This is a genomic window from Actinomadura violacea (assembly GCF_017573465.1).
Lineage (GTDB): Bacteria > Actinomycetota > Actinomycetes > Streptosporangiales > Streptosporangiaceae > Spirillospora > Spirillospora violacea.
On record NZ_JAGEPF010000014.1, the window covers coordinates 233,842 to 250,455 of the forward strand.

At 73.6% G+C, this 16,614-nt stretch carries 17 protein-coding genes; 10 read left to right on the top strand and 7 right to left on the bottom strand.

The window, feature by feature from the left end; genetic code table 11:
* Positions 1 to 87: 87 nt before the first annotated feature.
* A complete protein-coding gene (locus J4709_RS23645) occupies positions 88 to 1,275 on the bottom strand; it encodes an MFS transporter (RefSeq protein WP_307801470.1) in 1,188 nt (395 codons plus the stop codon).
* Positions 1,276 to 1,350: 75 nt separating this feature from the next.
* On the opposite strand from J4709_RS23645, the gene J4709_RS23650 reads away from it, so the two are divergent.
* On the top strand, positions 1,351 to 1,785 hold the full coding sequence (locus J4709_RS23650; protein WP_208243960.1) for a MarR family winged helix-turn-helix transcriptional regulator: 435 nt from the start codon (positions 1,351 to 1,353) through the stop codon (positions 1,783 to 1,785).
* A gap of 36 nt (positions 1,786 to 1,821) precedes the next feature.
* Here J4709_RS23650 and J4709_RS23655 read toward each other — a convergent pair whose 3' ends face one another.
* A complete protein-coding gene (locus J4709_RS23655; RefSeq protein WP_208243961.1) occupies positions 1,822 to 3,924 on the bottom strand; it encodes an MFS transporter in 2,103 nt (700 codons plus the stop codon).
* A gap of 91 nt (positions 3,925 to 4,015) precedes the next feature.
* Positions 4,016 to 4,894 carry a LysR family transcriptional regulator gene (locus tag J4709_RS23660; protein ID WP_208243962.1) on the bottom strand — a complete coding sequence of 293 codons (879 nt, stop codon included), beginning with the start codon at positions 4,892 to 4,894 and terminating at the stop codon, positions 4,016 to 4,018.
* 110 nt (positions 4,895 to 5,004) lie between these two features.
* Here J4709_RS23660 and J4709_RS23665 point away from each other — a divergent pair, with 110 nt between their 5' ends.
* On the top strand, positions 5,005 to 5,406 hold the full coding sequence (locus J4709_RS23665) for a carboxymuconolactone decarboxylase family protein (RefSeq protein WP_173096713.1): 402 nt from the start codon (positions 5,005 to 5,007) through the stop codon (positions 5,404 to 5,406).
* A 48-nt stretch (positions 5,407 to 5,454) separates the two neighbouring features.
* Here the strand turns inward: J4709_RS23665 and J4709_RS23670 are convergent, their stop codons facing one another.
* On the bottom strand, positions 5,455 to 6,453 hold the full coding sequence (locus J4709_RS23670) for a hypothetical protein (RefSeq protein WP_208243963.1): 999 nt from the start codon (positions 6,451 to 6,453) through the stop codon (positions 5,455 to 5,457).
* Positions 6,454 to 6,558: 105 nt separating this feature from the next.
* On the opposite strand from J4709_RS23670, the gene J4709_RS23675 reads away from it, so the two are divergent.
* A complete protein-coding gene (locus J4709_RS23675; RefSeq protein WP_208243964.1) occupies positions 6,559 to 7,170 on the top strand; it encodes a TetR/AcrR family transcriptional regulator in 612 nt (203 codons plus the stop codon).
* A gap of 42 nt (positions 7,171 to 7,212) precedes the next feature.
* Here J4709_RS23675 and phoU read toward each other — a convergent pair whose 3' ends face one another.
* On the bottom strand, positions 7,213 to 7,875 hold the full coding sequence (gene phoU / locus J4709_RS23680) for a phosphate signaling complex protein PhoU (protein ID WP_173096710.1): 663 nt from the start codon (positions 7,873 to 7,875) through the stop codon (positions 7,213 to 7,215).
* Between the two features lie 180 nt (positions 7,876 to 8,055).
* On the opposite strand from phoU, the gene J4709_RS23685 reads away from it, so the two are divergent.
* The 3 genes from J4709_RS23685 to J4709_RS23695 all read left to right on the top strand — a co-directional run bounded on the left by J4709_RS23685 (position 8,056) and on the right by J4709_RS23695 (position 10,562).
* Positions 8,056 to 9,258 (top strand): sensor histidine kinase, encoded by a 1,203-nt coding sequence (locus J4709_RS23685; RefSeq protein WP_208243965.1) that lies wholly within the window; start codon positions 8,056 to 8,058, stop codon positions 9,256 to 9,258.
* A gap of 5 nt (positions 9,259 to 9,263) precedes the next feature.
* Positions 9,264 to 9,935 (top strand): winged helix-turn-helix domain-containing protein, encoded by a 672-nt coding sequence (locus J4709_RS23690; protein WP_500199818.1) that lies wholly within the window; start codon positions 9,264 to 9,266, stop codon positions 9,933 to 9,935.
* A 108-nt stretch (positions 9,936 to 10,043) separates the two neighbouring features.
* Positions 10,044 to 10,562 carry a proline dehydrogenase gene (locus tag J4709_RS23695; protein ID WP_208243967.1) on the top strand — a complete coding sequence of 173 codons (519 nt, stop codon included), beginning with the start codon at positions 10,044 to 10,046 and terminating at the stop codon, positions 10,560 to 10,562.
* Positions 10,563 to 10,660: 98 nt separating this feature from the next.
* Here J4709_RS23695 and J4709_RS23700 read toward each other — a convergent pair whose 3' ends face one another.
* Together J4709_RS23700 and J4709_RS23705 are read right to left on the bottom strand one after the other, a co-directional pair.
* Entirely contained in the window at positions 10,661 to 11,557 is an 897-nt protein-coding gene (locus tag J4709_RS23700) for a hypothetical protein (protein ID WP_208243968.1), read from the bottom strand.
* A gap of 123 nt (positions 11,558 to 11,680) precedes the next feature.
* A complete protein-coding gene (locus J4709_RS23705; RefSeq protein WP_208243969.1) occupies positions 11,681 to 12,442 on the bottom strand; it encodes a hypothetical protein in 762 nt (253 codons plus the stop codon).
* Between the two features lie 362 nt (positions 12,443 to 12,804).
* On the opposite strand from J4709_RS23705, the gene J4709_RS23710 reads away from it, so the two are divergent.
* The 4 genes from J4709_RS23710 (at position 12,805) to fahA (ending at position 16,607) form a co-directional block, all read left to right on the top strand.
* On the top strand, positions 12,805 to 13,287 hold the full coding sequence (locus tag J4709_RS23710; protein ID WP_067459337.1) for a CarD family transcriptional regulator: 483 nt from the start codon (positions 12,805 to 12,807) through the stop codon (positions 13,285 to 13,287).
* Between the two features lie 22 nt (positions 13,288 to 13,309).
* On the top strand, positions 13,310 to 13,786 hold the full coding sequence (gene ispF / locus J4709_RS23715; RefSeq protein ID WP_208243970.1) for a 2-C-methyl-D-erythritol 2,4-cyclodiphosphate synthase: 477 nt from the start codon (positions 13,310 to 13,312) through the stop codon (positions 13,784 to 13,786).
* Positions 13,787 to 13,915: 129 nt separating this feature from the next.
* Complete coding sequence (locus J4709_RS23720; protein ID WP_208243971.1) at positions 13,916 to 15,304, top strand: hypothetical protein; 1,389 nt, start codon at positions 13,916 to 13,918, stop codon at positions 15,302 to 15,304.
* 82 nt (positions 15,305 to 15,386) lie between these two features.
* On the top strand, positions 15,387 to 16,607 hold the full coding sequence (gene fahA, locus J4709_RS23725; protein ID WP_208243972.1) for a fumarylacetoacetase: 1,221 nt from the start codon (positions 15,387 to 15,389) through the stop codon (positions 16,605 to 16,607).
* The last annotated feature ends 7 nt before the right edge of the window (positions 16,608 to 16,614 follow it).

Below are 16,614 nucleotides of genomic sequence, written 5' to 3' on the forward strand. Positions count from 1 at the left end.
TCGGGTCGGTCACGGCGTTCCTCCGTGGCAAGGATGCCAGCGGCGGGAACGGGCCGGCGGGCGGTGCGCCGAGGACGAGCGCGCGCCTCAGGTGCCGGCGTGTTCCGGACGTCGGCCGGGTTCGGGCGACGGACGGCGGTCGCGGCGCAGGACGTAGAGGGCGATGCCCAGGCCGGCGGCGGTGAGGGCCGCGCCGACCAGGTACAGCGAGCGCAGGCCGGGGCCGTGGTCGATGACGGCGCCGCCGAGCCAGCCCGCGAACGCGGCGGCGGTCTGGAAGCCCGAGGCGTTGACCGCGACGGCCAGCGTCGGCGCGGCGCCCGCGGCGGTCAGCACGCGGGTCTGCATGCCCGGAATGATCGCGAAGGCGAGCAGCCCGAGGACGAAGACCAGCGGGACGGCGAGGATCCGCACGCCGCCGGCGGCCCAGAACAGCACGAGGACGGCCGCCAGCACGGCGAGCAGCCCGGCCAGCGACGGCATCAGGGCCCGGTCGGCGAGCCGTCCGCCGAGGAAGTTCCCGGCGACCGCGCCCGCGCCGTAGAGCAGCAGCAGGGCGGGCACGGCGCCCTCGCCGAAGCCGCCGACGCCGGTGAGGAGCGGCGCGATGTAGGAGAAGACGGTCACCACCCCCACGTTGCCGACGGCCGTGAGCGCGAGGGCGAGCTGGACGTCGCGGCCCTTGAAGACGCGCAGCTCGCCGCGCATCGAGCCGGTGGGGGCGGGGCTCGCGGGCACGAACCGCAGCACCATCAGCAGGCCCGCGGCGGTGAGGGCGGCGACGGCCGCGAACGCGGCGCGCCAGCCGAGGTGCTGGCCGACGAGCGTGCCGAGCGGGGTGCCGAGGACGATGCCGAGGTTCATGCCGAGGGCGACCTTCGCGACGGCGGAGGCCTGCCTGCCTTCGGGGGCCGTGGAGACGGCGGTGGCGATGGCGACGGCGAAGAACGTCGCGACGACGAGCCCGGCGGCGAACCGGGCGGCGAGCAGCAGCCCGTAGCCGGGGGCGACCGCCGAGCCGAGGTTGGCGAGCACGGACACGGCGACGAGCCCGGTGACGAGGGGGCGGCGGGGCAGCCGCGCCGTCAGCGCGGTGACGACCGGTCCGCCGACGATCATGCCGAGCGCGTAGGCGGTGACCAGCCGGCCGGCGGCGGGCACCGGCACCGCGAGGCCGGCGGCGACGTCGGGCAGGATGCCCGCGATCACGAACTCGCCGGTGGTGAGGCCGAACACCACCAGCATCAGGGACAGCAGCGGGAGAGGCACGCACACGCTCCAGATAGTTCGAACTCGGATAGTTCGAACTATCATTATCATGACTCGAATCAGGGCGGGTAGACTCCGGGCATGGCGCAGCAGCCCGCACCGGCGGCGGACGACGACATCGACCGGGACGTGTGCAAGCTCGTCCACCGGTTCGTGCAGCGGCTCGACGTGCACGTGCGGCGCGTCGCCGAGGAGGTCGGCATGACCGCGTCCCAGGTCGTCGCGCTCCGCGAGCTGTCCGAGCCGATCACGGCGCGCGAGCTCGCCGTCCGGATGGCGTGCGAGGCGTCCAACGCCACGTTCGTCCTGGACCGGCTCGAAGGCCAGGAGCTGATCGAGCGCCGCCCGCATCCCACCGACCGGCGCGCCAAGCAGATCGTCCTCACCCCGGCGGGCGAGCGCGCCCGCGCCGGCGTCCTCGGCCGCCTCGGCGCGCACTCGCCGCTGGCCGCGCTCGCCGACGACCGGCAGGAGTCCCTCCGCGACCTGCTCCGCGAACTGCTGGCCGACGACTGAGCCGTCCCGTCCGAGGCGGCGGGCCAGGGCGCCGCGTTACAGGAGGAGGCCGGGTTCGAGGCGGGTGATGGCCTGGTCGATGAGGGCGGGCAGGTCGGCGCCCGGGTCGTCGGCGATGGCGGCCGAGACCGCGACGGCGGCGCCGACCACCGCGCCGGCGACCGTGCGGACGGCGAGGTCGTCCGGCCGGCGGCCGGCGCGTTCGGCCATGGCCCGCGCGATGACCTCCATGGCCTGGGCGATCTGGTCGAGCAGCGCGGCGCGCAGCCGCGGAACGGCGAGGACGAGTGCGATCCGCTCGTTCTGCTCGGCCCGCTGCCGGGCGGTCATGCCGGCGAAGGCCGCGGCGAACGAGGCGCGCAGCGCGGGCACCGGGGCCAGGCCGGGCGGCTGTGCCCGGAACGCCTCGACGAGCATCGGGTCGTACTCGTCGCGCAGGACCAGGTCCTCCTTGGTGGGGAAGTAGCGGAAGAACGTCGTCTCGGAGACGTCGGCGGCCTCGATGATCTGCTCGATCGTGGTGGCGTCGTAGCCGCGTTCGCGGAACAGGCGCATGGCGCAGGTCTGGATCGTGGCGCGCGTCCTGGCCTTCTTGCGCTCGCGCAGGCCCGGCTTGGGCCGGGCGGTGCTCGGGTCGGTCACGATGGTCCTCCGGGGCAAGAATGCCAGTGTCAGGAGCGCGCCGGCGAGGGCCGTGGCGGCGGAGACGGTGAGCGCGGTGTCCAGGCCGCCGGTGAACGCGGCGCGGATCGCGTGGACGGCCTCTCCCGACCCGAACCGCCCGGCGGCGGCGACGCCCTCGTGGACGCTCCGCCGCGCCGCCTCGTCCACGGCGGCCGGGAGCCGGTCCGGACCGAGGCGGGAGTGGTAGCCGGCGGCGAGGACGCTGCCCGCGATGGCGGTGCCGAGCGGCCCGGCGGTGTGCTGGAACGCCTGGACCACGGCGGAACCGGTTCCGCTGCGCTCCGCCGGCAGGCCGGAGAGCGCCGCCGCGGTCGCGGCGGTGAGGGTCAGGCCGGTGCCCGCGCCGAGGACCGCCGTCCACATCGCGATGAACGCGGTGCTCGTGCCGGTGCCCGTCGTCGCACCGGCCAGGGCGCCGGCGGCGAGGAGCGCGAAGCCCAGCGCCGTCGTGGTCGCGGCGCCGGCCGCCCGGGTGAGCGCGCCGGCGGGCAGGGCGCCGGCGACGAGCCCGCCGATCAGCGGCAGCAGCCGGACCCCCGCGCCGAACGCGTTCGCGCCCTGGACGGCCTGGAAGTACTGCGGCATGGCGAACAGCACACCGATCATGGCGAGCCCGGCCAGCCCGCCGAGCGCGGCGCCCCAGGTGAACGACGGGGAGCGGAACAGCGCAGGGTCGATCAGGGGGCTCCCGCCCCGCCTGCCGAGCCGGCTCTCCCGTACCGCGAAACCGGCGAGGGCGGCGCCGCCGCAGGCGATCGGCGCGAGGGCGGCGGGACCGTCCCAGCCGCTCCGACCGGCCTGGACGAGCCCGTACGTCACCGCGATGAGGCCGGCGGAGGAGACCGCGATGCCGGCCGGGTCGAGCCTGGGCCGCCGCGCCGCCCGCGACTCCGGGACGAGGGCGAAGGCGGCGGCCAGGCCGAGCACGGCGACCGGCACGTTGAGCAGGAAGACCCATCCCCACCACAGTTTCGACAGCATCCAGCCGCCGAGGAGCGGTCCGGCGGGGAGTCCGAGGAAGTTGGCGGCCTCGTAGATCCCGACGGCCCTGGGCCGGTCCTCCTCGTCGAACAGGACGGTCAGCGCCGACATGGCCATCACCGTGACGCCCGCCCCGGCGAGGCCCATGAGCAGCCGGGCTGCCAGGAAGACGCCGGGGGAGCGCGCCTCGGCGCACAGCGCGGAGCCCGCGCCGAACGCCGCCAGGCAGCCGACCAGGAGCCTCTTGCGGCCGAACCGGTCGCCGACCAGGCCGGCCGGGAGCACCGCGGCGGCGAGCAGCATCAGGTAGCCGGACTGGAACCACTCCAGGTCCGATTCGGTGGCGTGGAGGGCCCCGGCCAGGGTGGGCAGGGCGACCGACAGCACCGTCCCGTCCAAGGACACCGCCAGGACGCTGAGGCTGACCGCGCCGAGCGCCCACCAGCGCCGCGCCCCTGATCCGTTCCGTCTCACGCCGGTCACCTCCAAGTGGTGGTCACCAACTATTGGGGGTAACTATCGGATTTTCGAGGGCGAGGCCGGATCCGGCCGCCGGGGCGGCTGGTCAGGTGAGGTCGGCGAGGGTGTCCCTGAAGCGGTGGACGAGCGGGTCGGTCTCGGCGCTTCGCCAGACCAGGTAGAGGGTCGTGTTCGTGCCGGCGAGCGGGCGCGCCGTGACGCCGACGCGGCGCAGCGCGCGGTGCGAGTCGGCCATCACCGCGCCCCCGAAACCGGCCGCGACCAGCGCGAGGACGGTCTGGACGCTGCGTCCCCGCGCGCCGATCCGGGGCACCACGCCCGCCTGGTCGCACAGTGCGAGGATCTCGTCGTGCGAGTGCGGGGACACCTCGCGCGGCCACACGACGAGCGGGATCTGCCCGAGCGCGGCGAGCGGCGCCGGGCCGGGCGCGTGCGCGAGCGGGTGCGCGGCGGGCAGGAACAGGGTGAGCGGCTGGTTCCACCACGGCCGGGTCGCGAGCCGGGCGTCGCGCGACGGGAGCCGCTGGACGGCGATGTCGAACCGCCCGTCGATGACGCCGTCCGACATCTCGGCGTCGTTGAAGCTCTCCTCCAGCCGCAGGTCGACGCGGGGGAGTTCGCGGCGGAGCCGGCCCAGTGCGCCGCCGAGGGGCCCGTTGATCCCGGATCCGGCGAACGTCACGGTGACGCGTCCGGTGAGGCCCTGCGCGGCGAGCCGGACGTCCTCCAGCGCGGCCTCCGCCTCGGCCAGCACCGTGGTGGCCCGTTTCACCAGGGCTTTCCCGGCGGCGGTGGGGGTGAGGCCGCGTCCTTCGCGGACGAACAGCTCGGTGCCGAGGCGGCGCTCCAGCTCGCGCAGCTGGCGGCTGAGGGTCGGCTGGGTCAGCCGCAGGCGGCGGGCCGCGCCGCTGACCGAGCCCTCCTCGGCGATCGCGACGACGTAGCCCAGCATCCGCAGATCCATCCATGCCTCCTAAGCATGGGAACTATATCTCCGCATGCCTTTAAGGCAGCAGTTGCGGTTTCTCAGGCCACGATCGAGACATCGCAACCGCTTCCGAGGAGGACGAAGAGATGAACCGCGAAGAGCGCCACGAGCACGGCATGAAGGTCCTGGAGCAGGTCGACGGGGAGGCCGGGCAGCGGATCGTCGACTCGCTCGCCGACGTCTCGCCCGAGCTCGGCCACCAGGTCGTCGCCTGGGCGTTCGGCGACATGTACGCCCGGCCCGAGCTGCCCGCCCGCGACCGCCAGCTCGTCACGCTCGGCGTGCTGGCGGCGCTGGGCGGCTGCGAGATCGAGCTGGAGGTGCACATCAACGCGGCGCTGAACGTCGGCCTGACCGCCACGGAGGTCGCCGAGGCGCTGCTGCACACGGCCGTCTACGCGGGCATGCCGCGCTCGATCAACGCCACGCTCGTCGCCAAGAAGGTGTTCGGCGAGCGGGGCCTGCTCCCGATCAGCAACCTGGCGTGAACGCGGCCGGGCCCTTCCGGGAGCGTCTCCCGGAAGGGCGGCGGGACGTCAGGTGAGCGCTGGCTCCGGGGCGCGGGCGGCGTCGGCGGGCCGCCCGGCGCGGGCGCGCCACGCGCCGGCCGCGAGGAGGACCGCCCCGAGCACCGCCCAGCCGGCCAGCACCGCGAGCGGGCGCGCGGCGCCGGCGCCGTCGAAGAAGGCCGCCGAGCGCAGCAGGGTCGCGCTCGCGCCGGGCGGCAGGTACTGGCCGATCTCGCCCCACGGCCGGGGCAGCAGCTCCGGGGCCGAGGTCGCGGCGGACAGCGGGTTGCCGACCAGCAGGAAGGTGATCGCGCCGAGGCTGAGGCCGGCCCGTCCGAGGGCGGCGGCCAGGCCCGCGACGGTGCCGGTGACGGCGGCGATGGTGACCGCCATGACGCCGGCGATCGTCGGGAACGGGCCGGGCAGCAGCGACATCCAGCCCTGCGCGATGGCCGCCGAGCCGAGCCCGCCGAGCAGCGCGAACAGCACCACGCCGGCGGCCCGCCACGCCACCCGGCGGACCGCGAAGGTCAGGATGGCGGCGGCGGCGATCGACGACATGATCAGCGGGAGCGCCATGCCGCCGAACCCGGTGCCGCGCGGGTCGTCGGGATCGGCGGCGACGACGTCCTGGACGGCGGGCGCCGCGCCCGCCGCCGCGTCCCGCTTCGGGGCCAACTGCTGGGCCAGTGCGTCGAGCTGCTGCGCGACCACGGGCGAGGCCGCGGAGGCGGTGAGCACGCGCGACCCGGACGGCGAGGCGATGATCGCGCCGTAGGCGTCGCGGTCGGTGAGGGCCTTGCGCGCCGACGCCTCGTCCGGGCGGGTCGTGATGTCGAAGGCGCCGGGCCGGGCGTGCGCCAGCCGTTCGGCGACCGGCCCCGCCGCCGGGCCCGCGACGACGATGGGCACGTGGCGCGGCGCGAGGTGGGCGGACGGCCACGCGAACGCGGTGATCATGACGATCTGCAGCAGTGCGGCGCCGATGGCGACGCCCAGGACGCGCACCGCGGGGGAGGACTTCATGGCCCGCTCCTCAAGAAAAGCGAATGTCCGTTCTTTTATCTTGCCGGAAGCGTCGCACCGCCTCGCCGGCTTGTCAAGAACGGACGTTCGTTTTAGATTGAGGCCATGCCGCGAGTCAGCGAGGAGCACCTCGAACGCCGCCGCCGCCAGATCCTGGACGCCGCGCGCCGGTGCTTCGTCCGCAAGGGGGTCCACGAGACGTCCATGCAGGACATCTTCGCGGAGTCCGGGCTGTCGGCCGGGGCCGTCTACCGGTACTTCAAGAGCAAGAACGAGATCGTCGCCGCGAACCTGATGGCCGTGGTCGGAGACCTCCAGGCGTTCCTGGTCGACCTCACCACCGGTGACCGGTTGCGTCCGCTGGACGAGATCCTCGAGGCGCTCGCCGACAAGCTCACCGGCCTGTCGGGCGAGGACGGGCCCGTGCGGCTCGCGCCGCAGGCCTGGGCCCTCGCCATGTACGACGCGGACCTCGCCGCCCATCTCACCGCGTCGTTCGCGGGCCTGCGCGAGATCTGGGGCCGCTACCTGCGGCGGCTCGTCGACGAGGGGCGGCTGCCGGCCGGCACCGACGTCGAGGCCGCCGGCAAGATCCTCTTCGCGATCATGCCCGGCTACCTGCTGCAGCGGCTCCTGATCGACGACGTCACGCCGCAGGACCTGAAGCGCGGCATCAGGGCGCTCGCCAACGGCGCCCTCGTCGCGCAGCCCGCCTGACCCCGCCGCGGCGCCGGCCGCGGCGGGGACCCGCCGGGCGCGTCAGGACAGGTCGGCGATCTCCGCGGGGCGCTGCCCGGTGACCAGGTAGACGACGTTCTCCGCCACGTGGACGGCGTGGTCGGCGAAGCGCTCGAAGTAGCGGCCGGCGAGCGTGATGTCGACGGCCGGCTCGACGCCGTGCTTCCACTTGGGGGACAGCAGGATGTCGAACAGCCGGCGGTGCAGCCGGTCCATCTGGTCGTCGTCGGCGTCGAGCTCCAGGCCCATCTCGACGTCCTGGGACGCGATCACGCTGCCGGTCTTGGCGATCATCCGCTCGGCGATCTGGCCCATCTCCAGCACGGTGGCCTGCAGCTCGGGCGGGACGGCCGACTCGGGGTGGCGGCGGCGGGCGGTCTTGGCGATGTGCACCGCGAGGTCGCCCATCCGCTCCAGGTCGCCGCTCATCCGCAGCGCGGTGATCAGGGTGCGCAGGTCGCCGGCGACCGGCTGCTGCCGGGCCATCAGGTCGAAGACCGTCTCCTCGATCTCCGCGTCGATCTTGTTGACGTGCTCGTCGCCGCTGATGACCTCCTCCGACAGCCGCAGGTCCGCGTCCAGCAGCGCGGTGACCGCGCGGGCCATCGCGGAGCGGACGAGCCGGGTCATCTCCACCAGCCGGTCGGAGAGGGAGTCGAGCTCCTCGTGGTACGCGTCACGCAATTGGGATTCCTTGCGACAAAGAGGGCGAAAGTTGGTCAATCTGGGCGGACTCGCCCACGCAACAGCCTGCCCCACCGGCGTGAACCCCCGCGTATAAGAAGGTGAACTTTCGGGGAACGAGACCCCGTTCGGGCAGGCCGCCGGACGGTCGCCCTCGAAACGCCGCTTACGATCCGTGGTGTGGAGGTCGAAATCGTCGCGAGCCTGACCGGGCTTGCCGGGCTCGCGATCGGGCTCGCGACTGGATTGGCGGTACGCGTGAGCGAGCGAGCCCAGCGGACGGCGTCCCCGGCGGCGCACGCGGGAGGCGTGCCACCGGGGGTCGCCTCGGTGCTGAGCGTCCTGCGGTCCTCGGCCGTCGTCGTCGACGCCGAGGACCGGGTGCTGCGGGCCAGCTCCGCCGCCCGCGCGTTCGGCATGGTCAGCGGCGAGCGGCTCGTCGTCGACGAGCTGCTGGCGATGGCCCGGCTCGTCCGCCGCGACGGCGAGATCCGCGAGGCCGAGATCCAGGTCGGCGAGACCCGCCGGCGCGGCCGCGCCGAGGGCCGCTGGTTCGCCGTCCGCGTCGCGCCGCTCGGCTCCCACGGGCTCGTCCTCGTGCTCGCCGAGGACCTCACCGAGATGCGCCGCACCGAGGCCATCCGCCGCGACTTCGTCGCCAACGTCAGCCACGAGCTGAAGACGCCGGTCGGCGCCCTGTCGCTGCTCGCGGAGACCGTCGAGGGCGCCGCCGACGACCCCGAGGCCGTCCGCCGCTTCGCCGGCCGCATGCAGTACGAGTCCGTCCGGCTGACCAACCTCGTCCAGGACCTGATGACGCTGTCGCGCATCCAGGGCGACGAGCCGCTGCCCGAACTGGCCCCCGTCCGGCTCGACGAGATCACCGCCGAGGCCATCGACCGCTGCCAGATCAAGGCGTCCAGCAAGGACATCGAGCTCGCCGGCGGCGGCCAGGAGGACCTGAGCGTCCGCGGCGACGAGGAACTGCTGATCACCGCGCTGCGCAACCTGATCGACAACGCCGTCGCCTACAGCCCCGAGCACACCCGCGTCGTGGTGTCCGCGCGCCGCTGCGACGACCGGTACGTCGAGATCAACGTCACCGACCAGGGCATCGGCATCCCCGAGACCGAGGTCGAGCGGATCTTCGAGCGGTTCTACCGGGTCGATCCCGCCCGCTCGCGCCAGACCGGCGGCACCGGCCTCGGCCTGGCGATCGTCAAGCACGTCACCACCAAGCACGGCGGCGAGGTGACGGTGTGGAGCAAGGAGGGGTCCGGGTCGACGTTCACGCTCCGGCTCCCGCTCCTCGACCCGCCCGTCACCGCAGTCAAGGCCGTCGAGAGGGCCGCCATGGAAAACGCCCGGGAGGCAACACCGTGACCCGCGTGCTCGTCGTTGAAGACGAGGAGTCGTTCAGCGACGCACTGTCGTACAACCTGCGCAAGGAGGGGTTCGAGGTCGCCGTCGCGGCCACCGGCCCCGACGCGCTGGACATCTTCGAGCGCAACGGTGCCGACCTGGTGCTGCTCGACCTGATGCTGCCCGGGCTGCCGGGCACCGAGGTCTGCCGGGAGCTGCGCACGAGGTCCAGCGTGCCGGTGATCATGCTCACCGCCAAGGACAGCGAGGTCGACAAGGTCGTCGGCCTGGAGCTCGGCGCCGACGACTACGTCACCAAGCCGTTCTCCACCCGCGAGCTGATCGCCCGGATGCGCGCCGTGCTGCGCCGCCAGGGCGAGGTCGAGGAGCTCGCCCCCGCCACCCTGGAGGCCGGCCCGGTCCGGATGGACGTCGAGCGGCACGTCGTCAGCGTCGCCGGCGCCCCCGTCCAGCTCCCGCTGAAGGAGTTCGAGCTGCTGGAGGTGCTGCTCCGCAACGCGGGCCGCGTCCTGACCCGCATGCAGCTGATCGACCGCGTCTGGGGCGCCGACTACGTCGGCGACACCAAGACCCTGGACGTCCACATCAAGCGCCTCCGCGCCAAGATCGAGGCGACCCCGTCCTCGCCGCGCTACATCGTCACCGTCCGCGGCCTCGGTTACAAGTTCGAGCCCTAAGGAACCCTGCCGCGCCCTGCATGTGCCGCTGAGAACACATGCAGGGCGTGCGCGTTCGACGAGCGGGGGCGCGCGGAGGCGCTGCATCGTGACGCCACAATGTGGCCCATGGACGCAGGACTCGCCGCCTTGCTCGGCGCCGCCGTCGGTTCCCTCACCACTCTCGGCGCAGCCGTCGTGAACGGCAGGACGCAAGCACGGACACAACACGTCCAGTGGCGCCGTCAACATCGACGCGATGCCTACGCCGCCTACCTCAGCGCTCTGCACGACCGTGATATCGCCATGGACGCGATCCTCGACGCCGCGCAGGCGGATCCCCCCGACCTGCCCGGACTGGACGAGAAGGTGCAGCACTTCATCGCCTGCGCCCGCGATGTCCACCGCGCCGCAGAAGTCGTCATCCTCGAAGGCCCTCCCTCCGTCGTCGAAGCGACCGACCGGATCGCCGAGGAGTCCAGCGGCCTCTCCGAGGTCATGCAACGCATGGTGAAGGCTGCCCACGCAGCGGACGGCACGGAGAGAGAGCAACACTCCGCCACCGCTTCGGCAAGGGAACGACGGCTCTACCAAGCGGTCAGCGAGTTCCGCGTGCAAGCCCGCAGCGTGCTTGGCAACGCCGACTAATGGGTGCGCGACCACGGGAAGAGCGTTGAAGTCCTAACGGACCAAAAGGAACGGCCCGTGCGGCGGGTGCCGTACGGGCCGTTCGTTCGTTCGGGGTGTTACGGGGTGGGCGAGCCGGTGGGGGATGGTGTCGTGCCCGTCGTCGGCGTCGCGCTGCCCGAGCCGGACCCGCCGGAGACCGACGGGGTCGGCGACGCGGCGCCCGTCGGCGTCGCCTCGGCCCCGGGCGCGGCCGGGTAGGTCTCGTACTCGCCCTGCTGCGGGATCACCGGCACCTGCACCTGCACCGAGCCGGCCTGCTCGAAGTGCAGCGTCACCATGATCTCTTCGCCGCCGTACAGCTGCTGCGTCGCGCCGGACAGCACGACCAGCGGGCCCGTGCCGGCGCCCTGCGCCGGCGCGGCGGGCGTCTGCGGCGCCGACGGCGTGTCGCTGGACTGGGCCGTCGGGTTCGCGCTCGGCTCCTGGCCGGGGCCCGTCGGGCTCGGCGTGACGGGCGCGCCGGTCGCGGACGGGGACCCGGAGGCGCCCGGCGACTTCTTCGGCTTCTTGCCCGCGGGGGACTCGGACGGGGACGCGCCCGGCGCGCTCGTCTGGCCGATCAGCTTGACCGCGCCGCCCGCACCGGACGGTGCCGCGGCCGGGATGACCACGCCGCCGCCCTGCAGCTTCACCTGCGAGAAGGCCGGGGAGCTGACCGAGACGAGCTTGTCCGGCCGGCCCTCCACCTGGTTGATGATGGTCGCGTACAGCGGCGCGGCGCCGCCCTGCGCCAGCGTCTGGCCCGGCTTCGGCCCCAGCACGAACAGGTTGCGGATGTCGATCTGCGCCGCCGCCGGCTTGTTCGACGGGACGGAGGCGTTCACGCCCTCGGTCAGCTGGGTCGGAGCGGAGGTCTGAGGTTCCTCGCCGGCGCCGCAGCCGGAGATCACCGGTGCGATCGCGACGGCGCCCGCGACGGCGAGCGCGACCACTCGACGGCTGTTTCGGATCACGGCGTCGGTCTCCTCGCGAAAAAGGCATTGGTAGGTATCAGAGCGGCGTGAGATACGCCAGGGGAAGCGTAGCGAGGTCCGGGCGCCCACCCCGATCCGGGGTGGCGACACGACCGGAAAATGTCAGCCGTGGCCCAGTGATTTGACCTTCTGCGCGAGGGCCGGGCCGGGCGTGGCGTTCGGGTCGACGTGCTTGACGACGCCGTCCGGCTGGACGAACACGGCGGTGAGGCCCGTCCCCGCCGACCCGGGCGTCTGCGCGTACGCGCCCGCGAGCAGGGCCTTGGAGTCCTCCAGGACCTCGGCCGTCCCGTCGTGGGCGGTGCCCGCGCACGCCTTGACGTCCTTGAGCGACACGGGCTGCCGCCCGCCCGCCGGCCGCGAGTCGGCTACCAGCAGGAACCTGATCCCGTACTCGTTCGCGCTGCCCGCGAGCGCGGCGACGACGCCCGGGCACTGCGACCCCGCCGGCATGATGCCGAACACCGCGGGCCGCATCTCGCGCAGGTCCTCGCCCTTCTTGGCGTGGTTCACGACGTCCACCGAGCCGGCCGGCAGCAGGCCGCCGATCTCGCCGGGCGGCGCGGTCGGGCTCGGGGCCAGCGCGGCGCCTTTCGGACGCGGCGCCGGGCGCGGGCCGAACGCCGTCATCAGCGCCCCGCTGATCAGTGCGACCAGCAGCGCCCCGGCGATGATCGGGATCGCGACGCCGAACCGGGTGACCGGGCGCAGCACCCGCCGGGCCCGCCTGCGGCGCCTGCGGCGGCGCTCCTCGCGGCGGTAGGCGAGCACGTCGCGGTCCAGCTCGCGGGCGTCGTCGGGCACGACGACGTCCACGTGGGGGAGCCCGTAGTCATCGGGGTCCGGGTCGCCGTCCGGCCTCACGCCGCACCTCCTCGCCGTCGCTCCGCCGGCACCGCCTCGCCGTCCGCCACTGCCCGTTTCGGTCCCTTCCGGCCGCTTTGTACCCGCCCGGGGCGGCATGTTCACCTCCAGTATGGGGCGCGTCCGGCGGATCGGCAGCGGGGACGCTTGTATCCCGGGGGCGGTTGGCGGTAAGGGCGGTGCGGGGGGAGACTGGTGGTGCCGCGGTCACGCTGAGTGCGGGGAACAGGTGTGTGATGCACCATTAAAGAGCTTTGTCAATACCCCAATATGCGGCTTGACCTGCGGATATGTCGGCAAGGCCGGTGCAGCCACGCTGGTTTCCGTGCTACCCTGGTTCTAGCGGAAGGGGTACTTGTCACATGACTTTCCAGGTCGGCGACACCGTCGTCTACCCCCACCATGGGGCTGCTCGGATCGAGGCCATCGAGACTCGCACCATCAAAGGTGAGGAAAAGACCTATCTGGTCTTGAAGGTCGACAAGGGCGACCTGACAGTGCAGGTTCCGGTCGAGAACGTCGAGGACGTGGGCGTCCGGGACGTCGTCGGCCAGGAGGGTCTGGAGAAGGTGTTCGAGGTGCTTCGCGCACCCTACACCGAGGAGCCCACCAACTGGTCGCGCCGGTACAAGGCGAATCTCGAGAAGCTCGCGTCCGGCGACGTGAACAAGGTCGCCGAGGTCGTTCGCGACCTCTGGCGGCGCGACAAGGAGCGCGGCCTGTCGGCGGGCGAGAAGCGGATGCTCGCCAAGGCGCGCCAGATCCTGGTCAGCGAGCTCGCGCTCGCCGAGAAGACCAACGAGGACAAGGCGGAGGCCCTGCTCGACGAGGTCCTGGCCAGCTGAGTTGAGCGCACGGATTCCACGGGTGGGCGTCGGCACCGACGTCCACCCGTTCTCGTCGGAGCCCCGCCCCCTCTGGGTCGCGGGGCTCGAATGGCCCGGTGAGGGCCACGGGCTGGCCGGGCATTCCGACGGGGACGTCGCCGCGCACGCCGCGTGCGACGCCCTGCTTTCGGCGTGCGGTCTCGGTGACCTCGGTGCCGTCTTCGGCACCGCCGACCCGCGCTGGGCGGGCGCGTCCGGCGCCGACCTGCTGCGCGAGGTCGCCCGGCTGGCCGCGGAGGCGGGCTTCGCCCTCGGCAACGTCGCCGTCCAGGTGATCGGCAACCGCCCCAAGATCGGCAAGCGGCGCGCCGAGGCCGAGAAGGTGCTCGGCGAGGCGCTGGGCGGTGTGCCGGTGAGCGTGTCCGCCACCACCACCGACGGCCTGGGCCTCACCGGCCGCGGCGAGGGCCTCGCCGCCATCGCCAACGCCCTGGTCCTCCCGCCGGCCGGAGCATAGGGGGCGTCTCGGCGCTTATGGTGCGCCGGGCGGAGTGATCGCGGCGAAGATGCGGGTGAGCGGCGTCCGGGCTGGCTAGGGTCGCCTTGAAGGCCCACCCCGCAAGGCGTTCACCCCGGAACGAGAGTCATGCCATCTGATCCCACGCGCCCCGGCGGACCCCGCTACAGCCCGGCCCAGCGGCGGCTGCTCACCGCGACCGCCGGCCTCGTCGTCGCCGCGCTGGCGGCCGGCGCCTACGTGCTGACCTATCCCGTGCTGCGCGAACTCGCGCTGGCCGGGCGGGCGAGCCGCCGGTGGGCGCCGGTCTACCCGGTGATGGCGGACGCGCTCACCGCCATGACGATCCTGGCGCTGGTGGTCGCCCGCAACGCCCGCTGGTGGACCAGGCTCCTGCGCTGGGCGCTGCTGCTGCTCCTGGTGGCCGGGGCCGCCGCGGCCGCCGTCCAGCACGCCGTGTGGGGGTTCGGCTCGCTGCCGCGCGACGCCGTCCGCGCGGGCGTCGCGGTGGCGCCGCACGTGATGCTGGTGATCGCGGTCTGGCTGTGGCTGACGATGATCAAGCAGATCCGGGTGTCGCGCCCCGCGTCGGACGAGCCCGAGCCCGTCGAGGCGCAGCGCGGCCACGTCAAGGTGCTCCCGGCCCTGGAGCCGCCCGCCGCGCTGGAGGCGCCCGCGGACGGCGAGCAGGCGTACGAGCCCGCCTACGAGACCGAGCCCGCCTACGAGACCGAGCCCGTCTACGAGGCGGAGCCCGCCCGTCCGCTGGACCTGCTGCCCGTCGGGTCGTCCGAGGCGGAGCACGAGATCGAGCACGCGACCGTCCACGAGTACGAGGCGGTACGCGACCACGAGTACGAGGTGCCGCACGGCCACCGCCCGGGATTCGCCCACTACGAGCCGGCGCTGCGGCACGAGATGCCGTCGGACGACGACTACCCGGGGGCGCGCGGGCACGAGGTGACGCGCGAGGACGACTACGCGGGGGCGCGCGGGCACGACTACGGCGACGCCGATGACGAGGAGCACGACTACGGCGTCGAGTACGCGGAGGAGTACGAGCAGGAGCCGTCCCCTCCGCTCGACCCGCTTCCCGAGCCCCGCCCGGCGCCCGCGCTGCTGCCCACCGACGTCGAACTGGTCAGGAGCGACGGCGCCGAGGCCCCCGAGCCCCGCGAGCGGGCCCGGACGACGCGTCCCGACATCGTCGTCCCCGACACCGAGGACCTCGACGACACTGAGGACCGCGATGGCGCCGAGGACCCCGACGGCACTGAGGCCGCCGACGGCGCGGCGGACGCCGACGCGGAGGAGCAGGACGAGCAGGACGCACCGCCCGCCGACCGCGCCGAGGACCCCGACGCGGGCGACGGCGGCGACGCCCCGCCGGTCCCGCGCGTCCCGCGGCCGTCGCCCAGCCCCGAAGACGAGCGGGAGCCCGGCGAAGGCCGCATCTGGGACTGGAACCCGCCGCCGTCCGGTAACTTCCGCAGCGGGCCCACCCCGCCCGCCGAGTAGCCGGCCGCGGCACCGGCGGAACGGCCGATCCAGGGCGCCCGCGGCCGGTCAGAACGCGGGACACTGGGGAAGATATGTCTCCATGACGACGGTTTCGTGGGTGGAGATCGATGAGGACGACGGCTTCGGCATCGAGAACCTGCCGTACGGAGTGTTCTCGCGCCCCGGGGAGATGCCGCGCGTGGGCGTGGCGATCGGCGCGTACGTCCTCGACCTCGCGGGGCTGTCGTCCGCCGGGCTGGTGGAGGACCGGCACTACTTCGCGTCCGGGTCGCTGAACGCCTTCATGGTCGCCGGGCGCGCCGCCTGGCACGCCAACCGCGCCCGCCTCACCGAACTGCTGACGGACGCCGCGCACCGCCCGCGGGTGGAGCCGCACCTGATCCCGGTGGCGGACGTGGAGGTGCTGAGGCCGATCGAGGTCGCCGACTACGTGGACTTCTACTCGTCCGAGCACCACGCGTCCAACGTGGGGAGGATCTTCCGGCCGGAGGCGGAGCCGCTCAAGCCGAACTGGAAGCGGCTGCCGGTCGGCTACCACGGGCGCGCCGGGACGGTGTACCCGTCGGGGACGCCGATCGTCCGGCCGTCCGGGCAGCGCATGACCGGGGTGAGCGAGCCGGAACCGTCGTACGGGCCGTCGCTGCGGCTGGACTTCGAGGCGGAGGTCGGGTTCGTCGCGGGCGTCCCGTCGGTGGCCAGGCGGGGCGTGCCGACCGGCGCGTTCCGCGATCACGTGTTCGGGTTCCTGCTGGTCAACGACTGGAGTGCGCGTGATCTGCAGGCGTGGGAGTCGCAGCCGCTGGGGCCGTTCCTGAGCAAGTCGTTCGCGACGTCGATCTCCTCGTGGGTGGTGCCGGTCGCCGCGCTGGAGCACGCCCGCGTCGCGCCGCCCGTCCAGGACCCGGAGCCGCTCGGCTACCTGCGCTGCGACGAGCCGTGGGGCCTCGACCTGCGGCTGGAGGTGCTGATCAACGGGCAGCGGGTCTCGGAGCCGCCGTTCGCCGGCATGTACTGGACGGCGCCGCAGCAGCTCGCGCACGCCACGGTGAACGGCGCGCCGCTGCGCACCGGCGACCTGTTCGCGTCCGGGACGGTGTCGGGCCCGGAGCGCGGCCAGCGCGGCTGCCTGCTGGAACTCGCGTGGAACGGCCGCGAGCCCGTCGAGCTGGGCGATGGGACGCAGCGAACGTTCCTGGAGGACGGCGACACGGTGATGATCCGGGCGAAGGCCCCGGGTGCGTCGGGTTCGGTCATCTCGCTGGGCGAGGTCGTCGGCACGGTACTTCCGGCACTGACCTGACGGCCGG

What these genes read in the sequence shown, in the direction of transcription:
- J4709_RS23675 (WP_208243964.1), top strand. Translation starts at nt 6,559, where the DNA reads ATGCCGCGAGTCAGCGAGGAGCACCTCGAACGCCGCCGCCGCCAGATC.
- J4709_RS23720 (WP_208243971.1), top strand. Translation starts at nt 13,916, where the DNA reads ATGCCATCTGATCCCACGCGCCCCGGCGGACCCCGCTACAGCCCGGCC.
- J4709_RS23665 (WP_173096713.1), top strand. Translation starts at nt 5,005, where the DNA reads ATGAACCGCGAAGAGCGCCACGAGCACGGCATGAAGGTCCTGGAGCAG.
- J4709_RS23650 (WP_208243960.1), top strand. Translation starts at nt 1,351, where the DNA reads ATGGCGCAGCAGCCCGCACCGGCGGCGGACGACGACATCGACCGGGAC.
- J4709_RS23710 (WP_067459337.1), top strand. Translation starts at nt 12,805, where the DNA reads ATGACTTTCCAGGTCGGCGACACCGTCGTCTACCCCCACCATGGGGCT.
- J4709_RS23695 (WP_208243967.1), top strand. Translation starts at nt 10,044, where the DNA reads ATGGACGCAGGACTCGCCGCCTTGCTCGGCGCCGCCGTCGGTTCCCTC.
- J4709_RS23670 (WP_208243963.1), bottom strand. Translation starts at nt 6,453, where the DNA reads ATGAAGTCCTCCCCCGCGGTGCGCGTCCTGGGCGTCGCCATCGGCGCC.
- J4709_RS23660 (WP_208243962.1), bottom strand. Translation starts at nt 4,894, where the DNA reads ATGGATCTGCGGATGCTGGGCTACGTCGTCGCGATCGCCGAGGAGGGC.
- fahA (WP_208243972.1), top strand. Translation starts at nt 15,387, where the DNA reads ATGACGACGGTTTCGTGGGTGGAGATCGATGAGGACGACGGCTTCGGC.